This window comes from Streptomyces sp. NPDC031265 (assembly GCF_055570295.1).
The window spans coordinates 322,140-337,947 of record NZ_JBVIHM010000004.1 but is presented as its reverse complement, the minus strand read 5'-3'; the positions used below and the strand labels follow the sequence as shown (position 1 = coordinate 337,947).

Annotated in this window: 10 protein-coding genes and 1 pseudogene; 5 read left to right on the top strand and 6 right to left on the bottom strand. The window is 72.6% G+C overall.

Going from position 1 to position 15,808, the window contains the following annotated elements:
• From ACZ499_RS10005 to ACZ499_RS09985, 5 genes and pseudogenes are all read right to left on the bottom strand, one after another.
• Positions 1-907, bottom strand: a pseudogene (locus ACZ499_RS10005) (glycosyltransferase family 2 protein); the annotation flags it as partial.
• An 83-nt stretch (positions 908-990) separates the two neighbouring features.
• On the bottom strand, positions 991-1,869 hold the full coding sequence (locus tag ACZ499_RS10000; protein WP_468673534.1) for a carbohydrate ABC transporter permease: 879 nt from the start codon (positions 1,867-1,869) through the stop codon (positions 991-993).
• The gene (locus ACZ499_RS09995) at positions 1,866-3,215 is read right to left on the bottom strand and encodes a carbohydrate ABC transporter permease (protein ID WP_468673533.1); all 1,350 of its coding nucleotides are present in this window, start codon (positions 3,213-3,215) and stop codon (positions 1,866-1,868) included. Before ACZ499_RS09995 ends, ACZ499_RS10000 begins: the two co-directional genes overlap by 4 nt.
• Positions 3,216-3,229: 14 nt before the next feature.
• The gene (locus ACZ499_RS09990; RefSeq protein WP_468673532.1) at positions 3,230-4,582 is read right to left on the bottom strand and encodes an ABC transporter substrate-binding protein; all 1,353 of its coding nucleotides are present in this window, start codon (positions 4,580-4,582) and stop codon (positions 3,230-3,232) included.
• Positions 4,583-5,134: 552 nt separating this feature from the next.
• Positions 5,135-8,548: an FHA domain-containing protein gene (locus tag ACZ499_RS09985; RefSeq protein ID WP_468673531.1), complete on the bottom strand. Its 3,414-nt coding sequence runs from the start codon at positions 8,546-8,548 to the stop codon at positions 5,135-5,137.
• Between the two features lie 405 nt (positions 8,549-8,953).
• Here ACZ499_RS09985 and ACZ499_RS09980 point away from each other — a divergent pair, with 405 nt between their 5' ends.
• The 4 genes from ACZ499_RS09980 to ACZ499_RS09965 all read left to right on the top strand — a co-directional run bounded on the left by ACZ499_RS09980 (position 8,954) and on the right by ACZ499_RS09965 (position 14,525).
• Complete coding sequence (locus tag ACZ499_RS09980; protein WP_468673530.1) at positions 8,954-10,666, top strand: serine/threonine-protein kinase; 1,713 nt, start codon at positions 8,954-8,956, stop codon at positions 10,664-10,666.
• 125 nt (positions 10,667-10,791) lie between these two features.
• On the top strand, positions 10,792-12,030 hold the full coding sequence (locus tag ACZ499_RS09975; RefSeq protein WP_468673529.1) for a serine/threonine-protein kinase: 1,239 nt from the start codon (positions 10,792-10,794) through the stop codon (positions 12,028-12,030).
• A gap of 69 nt (positions 12,031-12,099) precedes the next feature.
• Positions 12,100-13,206 (top strand): peptide chain release factor 2, encoded by a 1,107-nt coding sequence (prfB, locus tag ACZ499_RS09970; protein ID WP_468413302.1) that lies wholly within the window; start codon positions 12,100-12,102, stop codon positions 13,204-13,206.
• Between the two features lie 281 nt (positions 13,207-13,487).
• Positions 13,488-14,525, top strand: coding sequence for a hypothetical protein (locus ACZ499_RS09965; protein ID WP_468673528.1), 1,038 nt, complete (start codon positions 13,488-13,490; stop codon positions 14,523-14,525).
• An 87-nt stretch (positions 14,526-14,612) separates the two neighbouring features.
• Here ACZ499_RS09965 and ACZ499_RS09960 read toward each other — a convergent pair whose 3' ends face one another.
• On the bottom strand, positions 14,613-14,804 hold the full coding sequence (locus ACZ499_RS09960) for a hypothetical protein (protein ID WP_385541897.1): 192 nt from the start codon (positions 14,802-14,804) through the stop codon (positions 14,613-14,615).
• A 269-nt stretch (positions 14,805-15,073) separates the two neighbouring features.
• On the opposite strand from ACZ499_RS09960, the gene ftsE reads away from it, so the two are divergent.
• A complete protein-coding gene (gene ftsE, locus ACZ499_RS09955) occupies positions 15,074-15,763 on the top strand; it encodes a cell division ATP-binding protein FtsE (RefSeq protein WP_361381581.1) in 690 nt (229 codons plus the stop codon).
• Positions 15,764-15,808 lie beyond the last annotated feature (45 nt).

The following is a 15,808-nucleotide window of genomic DNA, read 5'->3' as shown; positions in this document are numbered from 1 at the left end:
GCGGTAAATGCCCCCTTCTACATCTCGGCGGGCGTCAACGCCCCGCGCCCCCCCATCCCCCCGCTCCCCACCCCCCCCCCCCCCCCCCCCCCCCCCCCCCCCGCACCCGGGTGGTGAACACGGTGAGGAAGTGGTCGGCCATCTTCCGGAAGATCAGCGGCCGCAGCGGGGCCAGTTCGGGGCGCGTGTCGATGAACGCGAACACCCGGTCGTACTGGTCGAAGAGGTCGAAGTGGCGGCGGCTGGTGGTGGAGAGGATGCTGCCCTGGCGGCGCTGGCGGTAGTGGACGCAGACCCGGTCGAGCGTGGTGAGCGAATCGGCGGCCATTAGCGCCGGATACGTCCAGGGCGCGTCCTCGTAGAAGCCGGGCGTGAAGCTGAAGCCCTGCTCCTCGATGAACTCGCGGCGGTACGCCTTGTTCCACACCACGCTGAGCAGCTTGAGCAGCCCCGGCCGGTCCGCGAGCCGGAAGGTGGCGGGCCCGGCCTCGGCGAGCTGGGCGGCCGACGTGTTGCGGACCCGTTCGCCCGACCAGAACGTGCGCGCGTAGTCGTACAGCAGGACGTCCGGGTCGCCGGTCTCCTTGAGCCGGTCCGCGACGGCCTGGAGGGCGCCCGGGGTGAGGGTGTCGTCGCCGTCGAGGAAGACGACGTAGTCGCCGGTGGCGTGGGCGAGTCCGGCGTTGCGGGCGGGGCCGAGGCCGGTGTTGGTGTCCAGGTGCACGGCGGTGACACGGCGGTCGCGGGCGGCGTGTTCGTCGATGATCGCGCCGCACGCGTCCGGTGAGCAGTCGTCCACCGCGATCAGTTCCAGATCGTCGTACGACTGGCTGAGCACCGAGCCCAGGCAGTCGTGGAGATAGGCCTGGACCTTGTACACGGGGACGATCACGCTGAACCGGGGCATGGCCCGTAGAACGGCACAGGGCGCGAGCGGGTTACGCCGGTGGCGGCAGACGGGGTAAAGCCGCGCCGCCCGTTTGACGTGGGCTACTTGACGGCGCCCGCCATCACCCCCGACACGAACTGGCGCTGGAAGGCGAAGAAGACGGCCAGCGGGATGACCATGGAGACGAAGGCGCCGGGCGCCAGGACGTCGATGTTGTTGCCGAACTGCCGTACCTGCTGCTGGAGGGCGACCGTGATCGGCGGGTGCTTGGAGTCCGCGAAGATCAGCGCGACCAGCATGTCGTTCCAGACCCAGAGGAACTGGAAGATGCCGAGCGAGGCGATCGCCGGGCCGCCGAGCGGCAGCACGACCCGCGTGAACAGGCGTATCTCGCCCGCCCCGTCGAGCCGCGCGGCCTCAAGGAGCTCCCGCGGGATCTCCGCGAAGAAGTTCCTCAGCAGGAAGATCGCGAAGGGCAGGCCGAAGGCGACGTGGAAGGTGATGACGCCGACGGTCGTCTCGAAGATCCCGATCTCGCCGAAGAGCTTGGCGACCGGTACGAGGGCGACCTGGACGGGGACGACGAGCAGGCTCACCACGACCATGAACCACCAGTCGCGGCCGGGGAAGTCCATCCAGGCGAAGGCGTATCCGGCGAACGAGCCGATGATGACGACCAGGACAGTCGCGGGCACGGTGATCACGACGGTGGAGAGGAGCGAGTCGGTGATCGTGCGGTTGTCCAGCAGGTTGGAGTAGTTGTGGAAGGTGAGCTGGGACGGCTCGCTGAAGATCTTCCACCAGCCGGTGGAGGCGATGTCGGACGGGCTGCGCAGCGAGGAGAGCAGCAGCCCGACGGTCGGCATCAGCCAGAAGAGCCCGACGAGGATGAGGAAGACGCGCAGCGCGCCGCCGCCGGCCCGGGCGGCGATCCGGGCGGGCAGGGACTGCTTGGCCTTGACGATTCCTACGGCTGTCATCGCCGGGCCTCCCGTCGCATCCTGCGGATGTTGAAGAGCATCACCGGTACGACCAGGACCAGCAGCAGGACCGCGATCGCGCTGCCGACGCCGAGGTCCGCGTCCGTGCCGAACGAGGAGCGGTAGAGCTGGAGCGCCAGCACATTGGCGTCGTCCTGGCTGGAGCCGGGCGCGATGATGAAGATCAGGTCGAAGATCTTCAGCACGTTGATCATCAGCGTGACGAGGACGACGGCCAGGACGGGCGCGAGCAGCGGCACGGTCACCCGCCGGAAGACCTGCCACTCGTTGGCGCCGTCCACCCGCGCCGCTTCCAGGAGTTCGCGCGGCAGCCCCGCGAGTCCCGCCGCGATGAGCACCATCGCGAACCCGGCCCACATCCAGATGTACGAGCCGATGATGGCGGGGGTGACGAGGGTGGGGCCGAGCCAGTTGACGCCGTTGTAGGGCTCACGGAAGTTGCTGCGGGGAAGCCGCAGTTGGGCCCCGTCGGCCTTGGCGGGCAGGGTGAACGTGCCGTCCGCGCGCGCGGTGGCGGTGGCGACGACCTGGCCGTCCCGGACGGCTTCGATCTTGATGCCCTTGAGGCCGAGCTCCTTTGAGTCGATGGTGTTGGGGGTGCCGCCGCCCCCTTTGGTGAAGTCGAGCCAGGCGGTACCGGTGATCTCGCCGGGGCCGGGGGCCGGGGCCTTCGCCGCCTTCGCGGACGACGGCATCTTGTCGGCGGCGACCCCGACGAGCGGGAGCAGCGCGGGCTGCCCGGCGCGGACCGCGTCCTTGGTCACGAAGGAGCCGCCGCCGCCCGGCTTGAGCGGGGCGGCGGGCAGCGGATGGGCCCGGGGGAACCCCGCCGACTCGGCGAACGTGTCGTGCACGCCCACCCAGACGGCGTTGGCGACGCCCCGGTCCGGGTCCTGCTCGTACACCAGCCGGAAGATGATCCCCGCGGCGAGCATCGAGATCACCATCGGCATGAAGACGATCAGCTTGAACGCCGTGCCCCAGCGCACCCGTTCGGTCAGTACGGCGAAGATCAGCCCGAGCGCGGTGGCGATGGTCGGGGCGCAGACCACCCAGATCGCGTTGTTCTCGACGGCGGTCAGGATGGTGTCGTCGGTGAAGAGCGTCTTGTAGTTGTCGACCCCGGCGAAGCCGTCGCCCGACTGGTCGAAGAACGAGCGGTAGACGGAGTACCCGATCGGATAGACCACGAGCGCGCCGAGCAGGACGAGCGCGGGCAGCAGGAACCCCGCGGCGAGGTAGGCGCGGGTCCCGGTCACGCTCTTGCGAGTACGGGGTACGGGGGCCGAAGGGGGTGCGGGCGAGGGTGCCGGGGCGGCGGTCATGGCGGGCGGCCCGGTCAGCTCTTGTACGCCGCGGCCGCGTCGGCCTCCAGCTTGGCCTGGGCGCCGGCCACGTCCTTCGGGTTCTTCAGGAAGTCCTGAAGGTCCTTCCACTCACCCTTCCCCGGCGTCCCGCCGAAGGACTGCGGCGCCTGGTCGGACATGTCGAACCGCACGTCGTCCCCGGCCGCGATCAGGGCCTTGGCGATGTCACGCTGTACGTCATTGGGGTACGCGGCGAGGTCGGTCGCCTTGTTCGGCGAGATGTAACCGCCCGAGGCGGCCCACACCTTGGCGGCGTCCGGGGAGGCCAGCCAGGTCAGCAGGGCCTGGGCGCCCTTGGTGTCCTTGAGCGCGACGGCGGCGTCCCCGCCGGTGACGACGGGCGCCTTGGCACCCACGGCCGGGAAGGGGAAGACCTTCGCATCCGTCCCGATCTTGGCGTCGGTCTGCCCGATGTTGACGCTGACGAAGTCCCCCTCGAAGACCATCCCGGCCTTGGGCTGGTCGCCGCCGGTGAAGGTCTGGGTGACGGAGGCGGGGAACTCGGTCTGCAGGGCGCCGGTCGCGCCACCGGCGATGAGGGCGGGTTTGCCGAAGAGCTGGCCGAGGGTGGTCAGGGCGTCCTTGACGGACGGGTCGGTCCACTTGATCCGATGCTTGGCCAGCTGGTCGTACTTCTCGGGCCCCGCCTGGGAGAGGTAGATGTTCTCGAACCAGTCGGTGAGGGTCCAGCCGTCGGCGCCGCCGACGGAGACGGGGGTGACGCCGGAGGCGGACACGGTGTCGGCGGTGGCGAGGAAGTCCTTCCAGGTCTTGGGAACCTGGGCACCGGCGGCGTCGAAGACTTTGGTGTTGTACCAGACAAGGGACTTGTTGGCGGCCTTGAAGTACACGGCGTACTGGGTGCCGTCGACCGCGCCCAGGTCCTGCCAGACCTTGGAGTAGTTCTTGGTGAGCTGCGCCTTGGCCTCCGGCCCGACGGGCTTGACCCACTTCTTCTGGACGGCCTGCTGGATGGCCCCGACCTGCGGCAGCATGGCCACGTCGGGCGGACTGCCACCGGCGATCTTGGTCCCGAGGAAGTTGACGATGGGGTCCTGGGCGGGAACGAAGGTGACGGTGGCGCCGGTCCGGCTCTCGAACTCCTTCAACACCTTGACGAAGTTGGCCTGCTCGGGCCCGGTCCACACGGCGGCGACCTCGATCTTCTGGCCGTCGAGACGGGGGAGGGCGAGGGTGGCCGGGCTGTCGGACTTGCTCCTGTCCGGCTTCGTGCCCTCGTCCTTCTTGTCGTCCCCGCAAGCGGTGGCGGTGAGGGCGAGCGCCCCGATGATGGCCATACCGACCAGCTTCCGACCTGTACGCATGCCTGTACGCATGGCTTGCCGCCTCCCACCGCCGAGGTCGTCCCGTCCGGACAGTCCTACGCCGGGTGCGGGGGGCCCGCAATAGCGCCATCGTCATCAACTGGGTGATCGTGATCGTGTCGTGACGTGGCGTCATCCGGTCGGGGCGGAGGGGTTTGCGAGCGTTGGGGTGGGGCAGAAGAGTTCGTCTGCGGGCTCGGTGGGGCTGGTCGCGCACAGAACGGGGCTCGGTCAAAATTCCGCCCCGCCGGCGTTTGAGGATGGGGTGCCCCCCAGGGGCGCGGGGAACTGCGCGACCAGCGGAGCGCGGCCCGCAGACGAACGGAGCGCAGTCGCAGGGTGCAGGGGTCGCAGGCCCCGCGAGGGGGTCCGGGGGCGCAGCCCTGCCCGGGGGTCCGGGGGCGCAGCCCCTGCCCGCAGACGAAGGAGCCCAGTCGCAGGGTGCAGGGGTCGCAGGCCCCGCGAGGGGGTGCAGGGGCGCAGCCCTGCCCGGGGGTCCGGGGGCGCAGCCCCTGGGAAACCCACCTCAACCCCCACCCACCCCCGGAGGGTTTAGGTGAAGGGGCGGGGTGGGGCGCAAAGACCCGTTGGCGCGGCCGCGTGCACCACCCGCCCCGCCCTCTCCAACGCACTGGCCAGCAACGCCAGATCCGTAGGCCCGTTCCCCAGTTCCCGTACCGGCCGCCGAGCCGGCGGATCCCCCATCCGCTCCCACTCCAAAGGGACCACCGTCGGACGAAGCGTCGCCGTCCGGGGTATACGGCCCGTGACCCGCCCGCCCTGGAACGGCGTCACCGAACCGTCCGCACCGAACAGCCGGCCCCGCCCCGGCGACGGCTCCTCGGGCGACGGCACGACCGGCGGCGCGTCGAGCCGCACCACGTTCCGTACCCCTCGCGCAAGCTCCGTGTCCGCCGTGCGGTCCGGGCGGGCCGACGTGGCGACCAGGTGGACCCCCAGCCGCTCCCCGTCCCGCGCCACCGCCTCAAGCGCGCGCACCACGGACCCCGCGGCGGGCCGCCCGGGGCTGCCGAGTGCCGGTGCGACCAGGGCGTCGAGGTCGTCCACCAGGACGACGAGACGCGCGAGGGGCGGCGGCCCCGCCTCCGTACGCGTACGCCCCAGCGGCCGCAGCCGTAGCGTGCTGGTGGTGGACGGCGCGTCCACCTCGCCCCGCTGGTCCCCGCCCTGTTCACCGGCGGCCGGCGACCGCGGCCCGATTATCCGCTCCGCCGCCTCCTGCGACTGGCGCGCCGCCCATTCCGCGAAGCCCAGGTCCCCCAGCAGCTCCGCCCGCCGCTTCAGCTCCGCTCCCAGAGCCTGCGCGAACTCCCGCATGCGGACCGGGTCCGAGGCCGCCAAGTGGGTGGAGACATGGGGGAGTTCGGTGCAGGCGCGCAGGCCCTCGCCGCGCTCCCCGCCCGCCCCGTCGACCAGTACGAGAGACAGCCGGTCCGGCCGCGCCCCCGCCGCCAGCGACGCGGCGACCCCCCGCAGCAGCTCCGTACGCCCGCTGCCCGCCGGTCCCTCGATCAGCAGATGCGGCCCGTCGGAGGCGAGGCCGACGCCGACCGGGCCGCGCGGCCCGGTGCCGAGCACCACCGCGCCGTCCGGCGCCGACTCCCAGCGCGCCATCAGGGACGCGGGGGTGGCCCGGGCCAGGCCCAGCTCGTCGAGCAGCCGGGACGAGCGGGGCAGGGCCACCGGTGGCCGCCCGGGCGCGGTGGTCCCGTCGCCCGCCCGCAGCGGCGCCAGCGCCCGCGCGAACCGCTCCGCCCACGCCGCCGACACCGCGTCCACCACTGCCAGCGTGCCGTGCCCGGCCGGGCGGCCGCCCGCCGTGCGCAGCAGCCGCAGCGCCGTGGCCACGTCCCCGCTCAGCAGCGCCGCTGCCCCGCACTCGCGGAAGGGGAGCGAGACCGCGCACGCCGACTCGTACGTCGCCTCCACCGGCGACACCGGCGAGGCGGCCGGTGTCTCGGCGAGACAGAGCAGATGGATGCCCGCCGCGCCCCCGGCGGACGCGAGCCGGGCCGTCGTCTCGCGCAGCACGGACGAGCCGGGGTCACCGTCGACGATCACCACCGTGTACGGACCCGAGTAGCGGCGGGTCGCGTCGGCCACGGCCGCCGCGTCGGCGGACGCCCAGCCCGGCCCCAGCGGGCTGTCGTCCAGGCGCCGGACCAGCTCGGTCGTACGGGCCGTGGCCTGCTCACGGTCGTACGCGAGGAGCAGCCGGCAGTTCTGACCGTGCCCGGGGCGCACATGCGGGAGCCAGCCGAGCCAGCCCCACTCCGCGGTACGGACCTGGAGGCTGCGGCCGCGCTCCGTACTGATGAGGACGATCTCCAGGTCGGCCGGCGCGTGCAGCGCCGCGAGCTGGGCCACGACCGCCCTCGCCAGGCCGTTCAGCCGGGCGCGGGGCCCGGCGAGGCCGAGCGAGCCGGCCTCCCGCAGCCCCACGGTGACCGGCACGGCCGCGAGCTCGCCCCGGTCCGCCGTCCCGACCCGGATCGCCAGTTCCTCCGGGTGCCCGGGGCGGCGCTCCCACAGCCGCGGCCCGGGCCCCAGCGCGGTCAGCAGCAGCGCGGCGGGGTCGGGCCACCGCTCCGGCGCGGGCGGGGCGCCGGGCACCACGGCCGTGGGCTCGGCGGGCGCCGGTTCGTACACGTCCTCCCCGCGCCCTCCGGTCAGCCGCCGTGCCCAGGCCCCGATCCCGCCGCGCCGCCGGGACGGCGCCCCGTCGTACACGCGCCCGTGCTCGACGTCTTCGGGCAGCCGGGTCCCGCGCGGAGGCGTCCCGACCCGCCGACTCGCACCGGGGCCGTACGCCTGACCGCCGGCGCCCTCTCCGGCGCCGTACGCCTGGTCGTCCCCGCCGGGCCCCGCCGCGTAGGCCTGATGGTCATTGCCCGCCCCGGGCCGGTGGACCTCGGAGCCCTCGCCCCGCGCGCCGGGCACATGAGCCTGACCGCCTGCCCGACCGCTTCCGCCCTGCGGGCCGGAGACGCCGCCGTACGTGCCGTACCCGCCCTCCGTACGACCCTGTCCGAAACCTTCGTCGCCGTCCTGCCCGCCCTGCCCGTGCGGGCGCCCGCCGCCCTCCGCCGGGCCGCCCGGGCCGTGGCCCCCGGGCGCGGGTGCGCTCCCCGTGCCGTGGGTCGTCGGGCCGTGTCCGGCGGGGCCCGGGTCGCTCGCCGCGCGCGGGGACGGCACCCGGGCGGTCTCCGCGCCGTGCGGGACCGGCGCTTCAGCCGGGGCTCCCTCCCCGTACGCCAACGGCCCCGACGGCGGCTGCGGGGGCGAGGCGGCCGGGGTCACCCGGACGTGCCCCTCCCCGTCCGGCGCCGTGGGCAGTGGCTGCGGGGGCGGGGCACCGGTGCTCAGCCGCAGGGCGGACTCCCCGAGGCGCAGCAGCGCGCCCACCGGCAGGCGCACCGGGTGCGGGCCGACCGGGGCGCCGTCCACGCGCGTGCCGTTCGTCGAGCCCAGGTCGGCCACCGACACCCGGCCGCCCTCGCCCACCGTGACCGCGCAGTGCAGCCGGGACACATCCGGGTCGTCCAGCGGAACGTCCGCGTCCGCCGAGCGGCCGACGCGGATCTGGCCGCCGTGCAGCAGATGGACCCCGCCCGCGTCCGGCCCCGCGACGACGCAGAGCCGGGCCTGGGCCGCCTCCTCGTGCTCCTCGTAGGCGTACGAGGACGAGTCGGCCGGGGACGACAGGGAAAGCACCGCCCCGTCCACCAGCGGCGGCTCGCCGAGCACCCGGCGCTGGGGATCGAGCCGCTCCCGGCCCGCGTAGAGCACCACCGCACCGGAGACCTCGGAGCCGGACGCGGCCGTGGCGAGGCCCGAGGCGACGGCCGCGAGCGCGGTCCCGGCGGGCGCGGTCACGAGCACGTCGCAGGCGCGCGCCGCAGCGTGGCCGCTGCGCGGCGCGAGGACGGTCAGCCGGATCTGCATCGCCTCGGCGGTCCCTTCTGCGCGGGGGTGCCGGGCACGGAGGGAAGGCCCTTGTGATTCCCCCCACCAGGCACACATGTCGTGCTGAGGGCATCCTCGCACCTGCCACTGACAACACGCCCGCCCCCCACCTCCAAGTGATCTTGAATGGTCGGCTCTAGACGCAAATGTGGCCGCAAAGTGGCTGGTTGCGCACCTCGTTGGAATCGCTCACCCCGCTTCGGCACGGCCGTTCGGCAACCTTCCGTACGAAGGTGGCGTCTTCCCTTCGAACGCCCGGAGCGTGTGGGCCCGCGCCGCCACAGTCGTCGCACAGCCGTCGTGACAGTCGGCGGCACTACAGTGGGCGGTTCGGGGACACCCGAAGAGACCCGGAACCAGCCAGACCAGCAGGGAGCGCATGACGTGCGGCCGGTAGGCAGCAAGTACTTGCTCGAGGAGCCGCTCGGACGCGGTGCCACGGGCACCGTCTGGCGCGCGAGCCAGCGGGAGGCGGCGGGTGCCGAGGCGGCCGTGGCCGGCCAGCCCGGCGAGACCGTGGCGATCAAGGTCCTCAAGGAGGAGCTGGCCAACGACGCCGACGTCGTGATGCGGTTCCTGCGCGAGCGGTCGGTGCTGCTGCGCCTGACGCACCCCAACATCGTGCGCACCCGCGACCTCGTCGTCGAGGGCGATCTCCTCGCCCTGGTCATGGACCTGATCGACGGCCCCGACCTGCACCGCTATCTGCGCGAGAACGGCCCGCTCACCCCGGTCGCCGCGTCCCTGCTCACCGCGCAGATCGCCGACGCGCTCGCCGCCAGCCACGCCGACGGCGTCGTCCACCGCGATCTGAAGCCCGCCAACGTCCTGCTCGACGAGCGCGGCGGCGCCATGCGCCCGATGCTCACCGACTTCGGCATCGCGCGCCTCGCGGACTCCCCGGGCCTGACCCGTACGCACGAGTTCGTCGGCACGCCCGCGTACGTGGCGCCGGAGTCCGCCGAGGGGCGCCCGCAGACCTCCGCCGTCGACATCTACGGCGCCGGAATCCTGATCTACGAGCTGGTCACCGGGCGTCCGCCGTTCGCGGGCGGGACCGCTCTGGAGGTGCTGCACCGGCACCTGAGCGAGGAGCCGCGCCGCCCCACCACCGTCCCCGGCCCGCTGTGGACGGTCATAGAGCGCTGTCTGCGCAAGAACCCGGACGAGCGGCCGAGCGCCGAGAACCTCGCGCGCGCCCTGCGCGTCGTGGCCGACGGCATCGGGGTGCACTCCACCCCGGCCCAGGTCGAGGCGGCCGACGGCGTCGGCGCGCTGCTCGCGCCCGACCCGGCGCCCGCGCCCGTCCCCGAGACGCCCGGCGCGGCCGACCCGACCCAGGTGCTGCCGAGCAACGCGGGTTCGTACGACCCGAATGCGGCGACCTCGTATCTGCCGAACACGTCCGGAGCGGCGGACCCGACCGCCGTCCTGCCCAACCGGGGCGCGGCCGACCCGACGGCCGTGATGCCGCCGGTGCCGCAGGGCCAGAACCAGTTCGGCCAACAGGGCCTCGACCCGCAGCAGCCCGAGCAGCCGCACCCCTGGCAGTCCCAGCTCCAGGCGGCCCGCGACCGCAACGAGCAGACGCAGGTCCAGTACCTGGACCCGGAGCAGGACCCGCTGCGCCGCCGCCCGCACCGCCAGTCGCAGCAGCCCCAGCCGCAACAGCAGCAGCGGCCTCCGCAGCGCCCCCAGCAGTACGCCCCGCAGCAGCAGCCCCAGCCTCAGCAGTACCGGCAGCCGCAGCAGCCCCAGCCGTACGCGCAGCCCCCGCAGCACCAGCAGTACGCGCCGCCGCCCCAGCATCAGCAGCGCCAGCAGTACGCCCCGCCGCAGGCGCCCCAGCCGCAGCAGCCGCAGGCCCCCGCGCCCCGCGAGCCGCGCCGCCGCAACGCCAACCCGATGCGGATCCCGGGCCTCGGCTGCCTCAAGGGCTGTCTGTTCACCCTCGTCCTGCTGTTCGTGGCGGGCTGGCTGATCTGGGAGCTGACCCCGCTCCAGGACTGGGTGGCCGAGGGCAAGAGCTACTGGCAGGCGATCGGCGACGCCGTCGACAAGGTGTCGGGCTGGATCGGCAAACTCGGCGGCAACTGAGGCGCGCGCCACGCCGACTTCGTGGATTTGTCGACTTCCAAGGGGTGATTTCCCCCTCGGAAGTGAAGGTTGGCCTCCCGGCCGCGTAGCCTCGGCGTGCACAGCCAGCCGCTGAGGGAGCAGTCTTGGCACGGAATATCGGCAGCCGGTACACCGCCCACCAGATTCTGGGGCGGGGCAGCGCCGGCACGGTGTGGCTAGGCGAGGGGCCGGACGGGCCCGTCGCCATCAAGCTGCTGCGCGAGGACCTCGCGGCCGACCAGGAGCTGGTCGGCCGCTTCGTCCAGGAGCGCACCGCGCTGCTCGGCCTCGACCACCCGCACGTCGTGGGCGTACGCGACCTCGTCGTCGACGGCAACGACCTCGCCCTGGTCATGGACCTGGTGCGGGGTACGGACGTACGCACCCGGCTCGACCGCGAGCGCCGGCTCGCCCCCGAGGCGGCGGTGGCGATCGTCGCGGACGTGGCCGACGGCCTCGCCGCCGCGCACGCGGCCGGAGTCGTGCACCGGGACGTCAAGCCCGAGAACATCCTCCTGGACATGCAGGGCCCGCTCGGCCCCGGCGGCTCGCACCCCGCGCTCCTCACCGACTTCGGCGTGGCGAAGCTGATCGACACCCCGCGCCGCACCAAGGCCACCCGCATCATCGGCACGCCCGACTATCTGGCCCCCGAGATCGTCGAGGGCCTCCCGCCCAGGGCGGCGGTGGACATCTACGCCCTGGCGACGGTCCTCTACGAGCTCCTGGCGGGCTTCACGCCCTTCGGCGGCGGCCACCCCGGCGCGGTCCTGCGCCGCCACGTCACCGAGACCGTGGTGCCACTGCCCGGCATCCCCGACGAGCTCTGGCAGCTGGTCGTCCAGTGCCTCGCCAAGGCCCCGGCCTCCCGCCTGCGCGCCTCGGAGCTCTCCGCCCGCCTGCGCGAGCTGCTGCCGCTGGTGGCGGGGATGCCGCCGCTTGATGTGGACGAGCCGGACGCCGAGGAGCCCGAGGAGCCGGTGTACGAGGAGCCCACGCCTTCCTCCGGCAGGCCCCGCCGGGGCGCGGTGCCCCTGGTGCCGGGCGCCCCCCTGGACTCCAACCGCGACACCCACACCAGCATGCGCGTCCCCGCCCCCGACGAGTTGGCAGGCGGCCCCCTGGGCACGGCCCGCGCCCCCCGCCCGGCGGGCGCCCCCCGCCCCGGCTCGGCCCGCCACCGCGCGGACCAGGTCCGCAAGCGCCGACTGGTCCTGGGCGCCTCGGCGGTCGCCCTGACGGCGGCCGTGGCGGTCGGCGGCTGGCTGGCGACGAGCGGAGGCGGCGACGGCAAGGACAAACCGCCGCAGGACTCCAAGCACTCGGTCCCGGTGGCCCCGTAGGCCCGGGCCCGTCCGCCCGTGGCAGGCCGCGGGGGAAACGTCCTTGCGCGCAGCCGTTACGCTGGACCCGTGGCAGTCGTCGATGTATCCGAAGAGCTGAAGTCCCTCTCCTCGACCATGGGGTCGATCGAGGCCGTCCTGGACCTCGACAAGCTGAGGGCAGATATCGCCGTGCTCGAGGAGCAGGCAGCCGCGCCGTCCCTGTGGGACGACCCGGACGCGGCCCAGAAGATCACGAGCAAGCTTTCGCACCTCCAGGCCGAGGTCCGCAAGACCGAGGCGCTGCGCAGCCGGATCGACGACCTCAGTGTGCTCTTCGAGCTCGCCGAGGAGATGGACGACGCGGACACCCTCGCGGAGGCGGAGACCGAGCTGGTCTCCGTGCGCAAGGCGCTGGACGAGATGGAGGTCCGTACGCTCCTGTCCGGCGAGTACGACGAGCGCGAGGCGCTGGTCAACATCCGCGCCGAGGCCGGCGGCGTCGACGCCTCGGACTTCGCCGAGCGCCTGCAGCGCATGTACCTGCGCTGGGCCGAGCGCCACGGCTACTCGACCGAGGTCTACGAGACGTCGTACGCGGAAGAGGCCGGCATCAAGTCGACCACCTTCGTCGTCAAGGTGCCGTACGCGTACGGCACGCTCTCCGTCGAGCAGGGCACGCACCGCCTGGTGCGCATCTCGCCCTTCGACAACCAGGGCCGCCGCCAGACGTCGTTCGCGGGCGTCGAGGTCCTGCCGGTCGTCGAGTCGTCCGACCACGTCGAGATCGACGAGTCGGAGCTGCGCGTGGACGTGTACCGCGCCTCCGGCCCCGGTGGCCAGGGCGTCAACACCACCGACTCCGCGGTCCGGATCACGCACCTCCCGACCGGCATCGTGGTCTCCTGCCAGAACGAGCGCTCCCAGATCCAGAACAAGGCGAGCGCCATGAACGTCCTCCAGGCCAAGCTCCTGGAGCGCCAGCGCCAGGAGGAGCGAGCCAGGATGGACGCCCTGAAGGGCGACGGCGGCAGCTCCTGGGGCAACCAGATGCGTTCGTACGTCCTGCACCCGTACCAGATGGTCAAGGACCTGCGCACCGAGTTCGAGGTCGGCAATCCGCAGGCGGTGCTCGACGGCGAGATCGACGGTTTCCTGGAAGCGGGAATTCGCTGGCGCAAGCAGCAGGAGAAGTAACCGACGGCCTTTTCGGGGCTTTGTCGACAAGGGAACTGCCGTTCGTTGAGCGGCAGTTCCCTTTTTACGTCACAGTCGCAATCCCGTACGACGGGCAAGTTGCCCTAATCCGGGCATTCCGTACGCAACGGCCTTGACGCGATTCTTAAGAGTGCGGAAAGGTGACGCGCGGCATGCGTATTTCCGGGGCGCGTGTGACGGGGGCGACGGAAACGGATCTCCCGGTCCCGCGGCCCCCGGCGCTGCTCCATGACGAATTAGCTACTGGGGGTAGCAAGCAGATGACCAAAATGACGCGGGTCCGCGTTGCACGGATAGCCGCGGGCGCGGTGATCGCGGCAGGCGCGTCCCTGACCGCCGCTGGTGCGGCCCAGGCCGCCGGTGTCGATGTCAACATCGGTGGCATCAGCGCCAAGGCCGAGGTCGACAAGAGCGGTGTGGACGTCGGTCTCGGCGTTCAGGGAGAGTCGGAGGGCGGCACCGGCACGGTCGGTGGCATCGGCGGCGCCGACACCGGCGGCACGGGCGGTTCGTCGTCCACCGGCGGTTCGTCGTCCACGGGCGGCAGCAGCACCACGGGTGACACGTCGTCGACGGGTGGCTCGTCCACCGGCGGTTCGTCCTCCACGGGCGGCTCCTCGTCCACCGGTGGCTCCTCGTCCACCGGCGGTTCGACGTCGTCGACCGGTGGTATCGGCGGCGCCGACACCGGCGGCACGGGCGGTTCGTCGTCCACCGGCGGTTCGTCGTCCACGGGCGGCTCCTCGTCTACGGGTGGCAGCAGCACGGGTGGGTCGTCGTCGACCGGCGGCTCGACCACCACCACCGGCGGTTCGTCCTCCACGGGGGGTTCGTCGTCCACGGGCGGTTCGTCGTCCACCGGCGGTTCGTCGTCCACGGGCGGCAGCAGCACCACCGGCGGCTCCAGCTCGACCGGTGGCACCACCGGCACGGGCGGCTCCACGTCCACCGGTGGCAGCACGAGCACCGGCGGCACCACCGCCACCGGCGGCAGCACCACCGGCGGGTCCTCCACCGGCGGCTCCACCGCCACGGGCGGCTCCTCCACCGGCGGCTCCAGCACCGGTGGTACCGGCGGCACCTGCACCGTCTCGCTCGACGGCGCCAGCTGCCCGGACAACACCGACACCGACAACGTCAGCTCGAAGCCGGTCGAGCAGGGCAAGGCCAAGGACGAGCTCGCCGAGACCGGTGCGGGCGAGACCACGTTCCTGCTGCTCGGTGCCGCGACGATGATCGCCGGTGGCATCGGCTTCCGGTTCATGCCGCGTCTGGTCGGTGGCCGTACGGCCGCCTGACCGGATAGCCGGCACAGATCGGCGGATCTGAACGACGTGGGGCCCGGGGTGCAGCTGCACTCCGGGCCCCACGTTCGTATGACGTCGTTACACGGTCTGGTGGGCCAGCAGGGCCACCGCGGCCACGAGCACCACGAGCAGCGTCACCAGCGCCGCCGGGCTCAGACCGCCCCAGGGGCCTTCCTGCTCCAGCCGCGCGCGGTTGGCCCGGCAGACGGGGCAGCGGCCCTCGCTGACCGGCGCCGCGCAGTTCGCGCACACCAATCGGTCATAGGTCATGCGCTTTCCTCCTCCCGCGCGGCGGAGCCGCCGTATGCACCTACTGCTCCGCACAACGCTCAGGGAAACGCAACCGTTCCCCCTACCACTGTGCCAGCTCCCGCGCGTTTCGGCGCGCCCCGCCGGATTCTGCCCCCGTGAGGGGGCCCATGGGCCGCCGTCAACGGGACATAAGGCGCATCCCCGGAACATCTCCGGGCGGTGCCTGCACGGCCCAGGCCGGTTCGCGTAGTGTCACGCACACCTATTCCCGGCGACCGTGGTGCACCGTGATCCGATTCGACAACGTCTCCAAGACATATCCCAAGCAGAGCCATCCCGCTCTGCGGGACGTCTCCCTCGACATCGAGAAGGGTGAGTTCGTCTTCCTCGTCGGTTCGTCCGGCTCCGGGAAGTCGACCTTCCTCCGGCTCGTCCTGCGCGAGGAGCGTGCCAGCCAAGGGCAGGTGCACGTGCTCGGCAAGGACCTGGCCCGGCTCTCCAACTGGAAGGTGCCGCACATGCGGCGCCAGCTCGGAACCGTCTTCCAGGACTTCCGGCTGCTCCCCAACAAGACCGTGGCCGAGAACGTCGCCTTCGCCCAGGAGGTCATCGGCAAGCCGCGCGGGGAGATCAGGAAGGCCGTGCCCCAGGTGCTCGACCTCGTCGGGCTCGGTGGCAAGGAGGACCGCCGCCCGGGCGAGCTCTCCGGCGGTGAGCAGCAGCGCGTCGCCATCGCGCGGGCCTTCGTCAACCGGCCGATGCTGCTGATCGCGGACGAGCCGACCGGCAACCTGGACCCGCAGACCTCCGTGGGCATCATGAAGCTCCTGGACCGGATCAACCGGACCGGCACCACCGTGATCATGGCGACCCACGACCAGAACATCGTCGACCAGATGCGCAAGCGTGTTATCGAGCTCGAAAAGGGCCGTCTCGTACGTGACCAGGCGCGCGGCGTCTACGGCTACCAGCATTGATGCGCTGAGCATCGAGCCCGTTCAGCACGGAAAGGCTTAACCAGT

Excerpts from the sequence above, each read along its gene's own strand:
- ACZ499_RS09985 (WP_468673531.1), bottom strand. The coding sequence starts at position 8,548 with ATGCAGATCCGGCTGACCGTCCTCGCGCCGCGCAGCGGCCACGCTGCG.
- ACZ499_RS10000 (WP_468673534.1), bottom strand. The coding sequence starts at position 1,869 with ATGACAGCCGTAGGAATCGTCAAGGCCAAGCAGTCCCTGCCCGCCCGG.
- ACZ499_RS09965 (WP_468673528.1), top strand. The coding sequence starts at position 13,488 with ATGACCAAAATGACGCGGGTCCGCGTTGCACGGATAGCCGCGGGCGCG.
- ACZ499_RS09995 (WP_468673533.1), bottom strand. The coding sequence starts at position 3,215 with ATGACCGCCGCCCCGGCACCCTCGCCCGCACCCCCTTCGGCCCCCGTA.
- ACZ499_RS09960 (WP_385541897.1), bottom strand. The coding sequence starts at position 14,804 with ATGACCTATGACCGATTGGTGTGCGCGAACTGCGCGGCGCCGGTCAGC.
- ACZ499_RS09990 (WP_468673532.1), bottom strand. The coding sequence starts at position 4,582 with ATGCGTACAGGTCGGAAGCTGGTCGGTATGGCCATCATCGGGGCGCTC.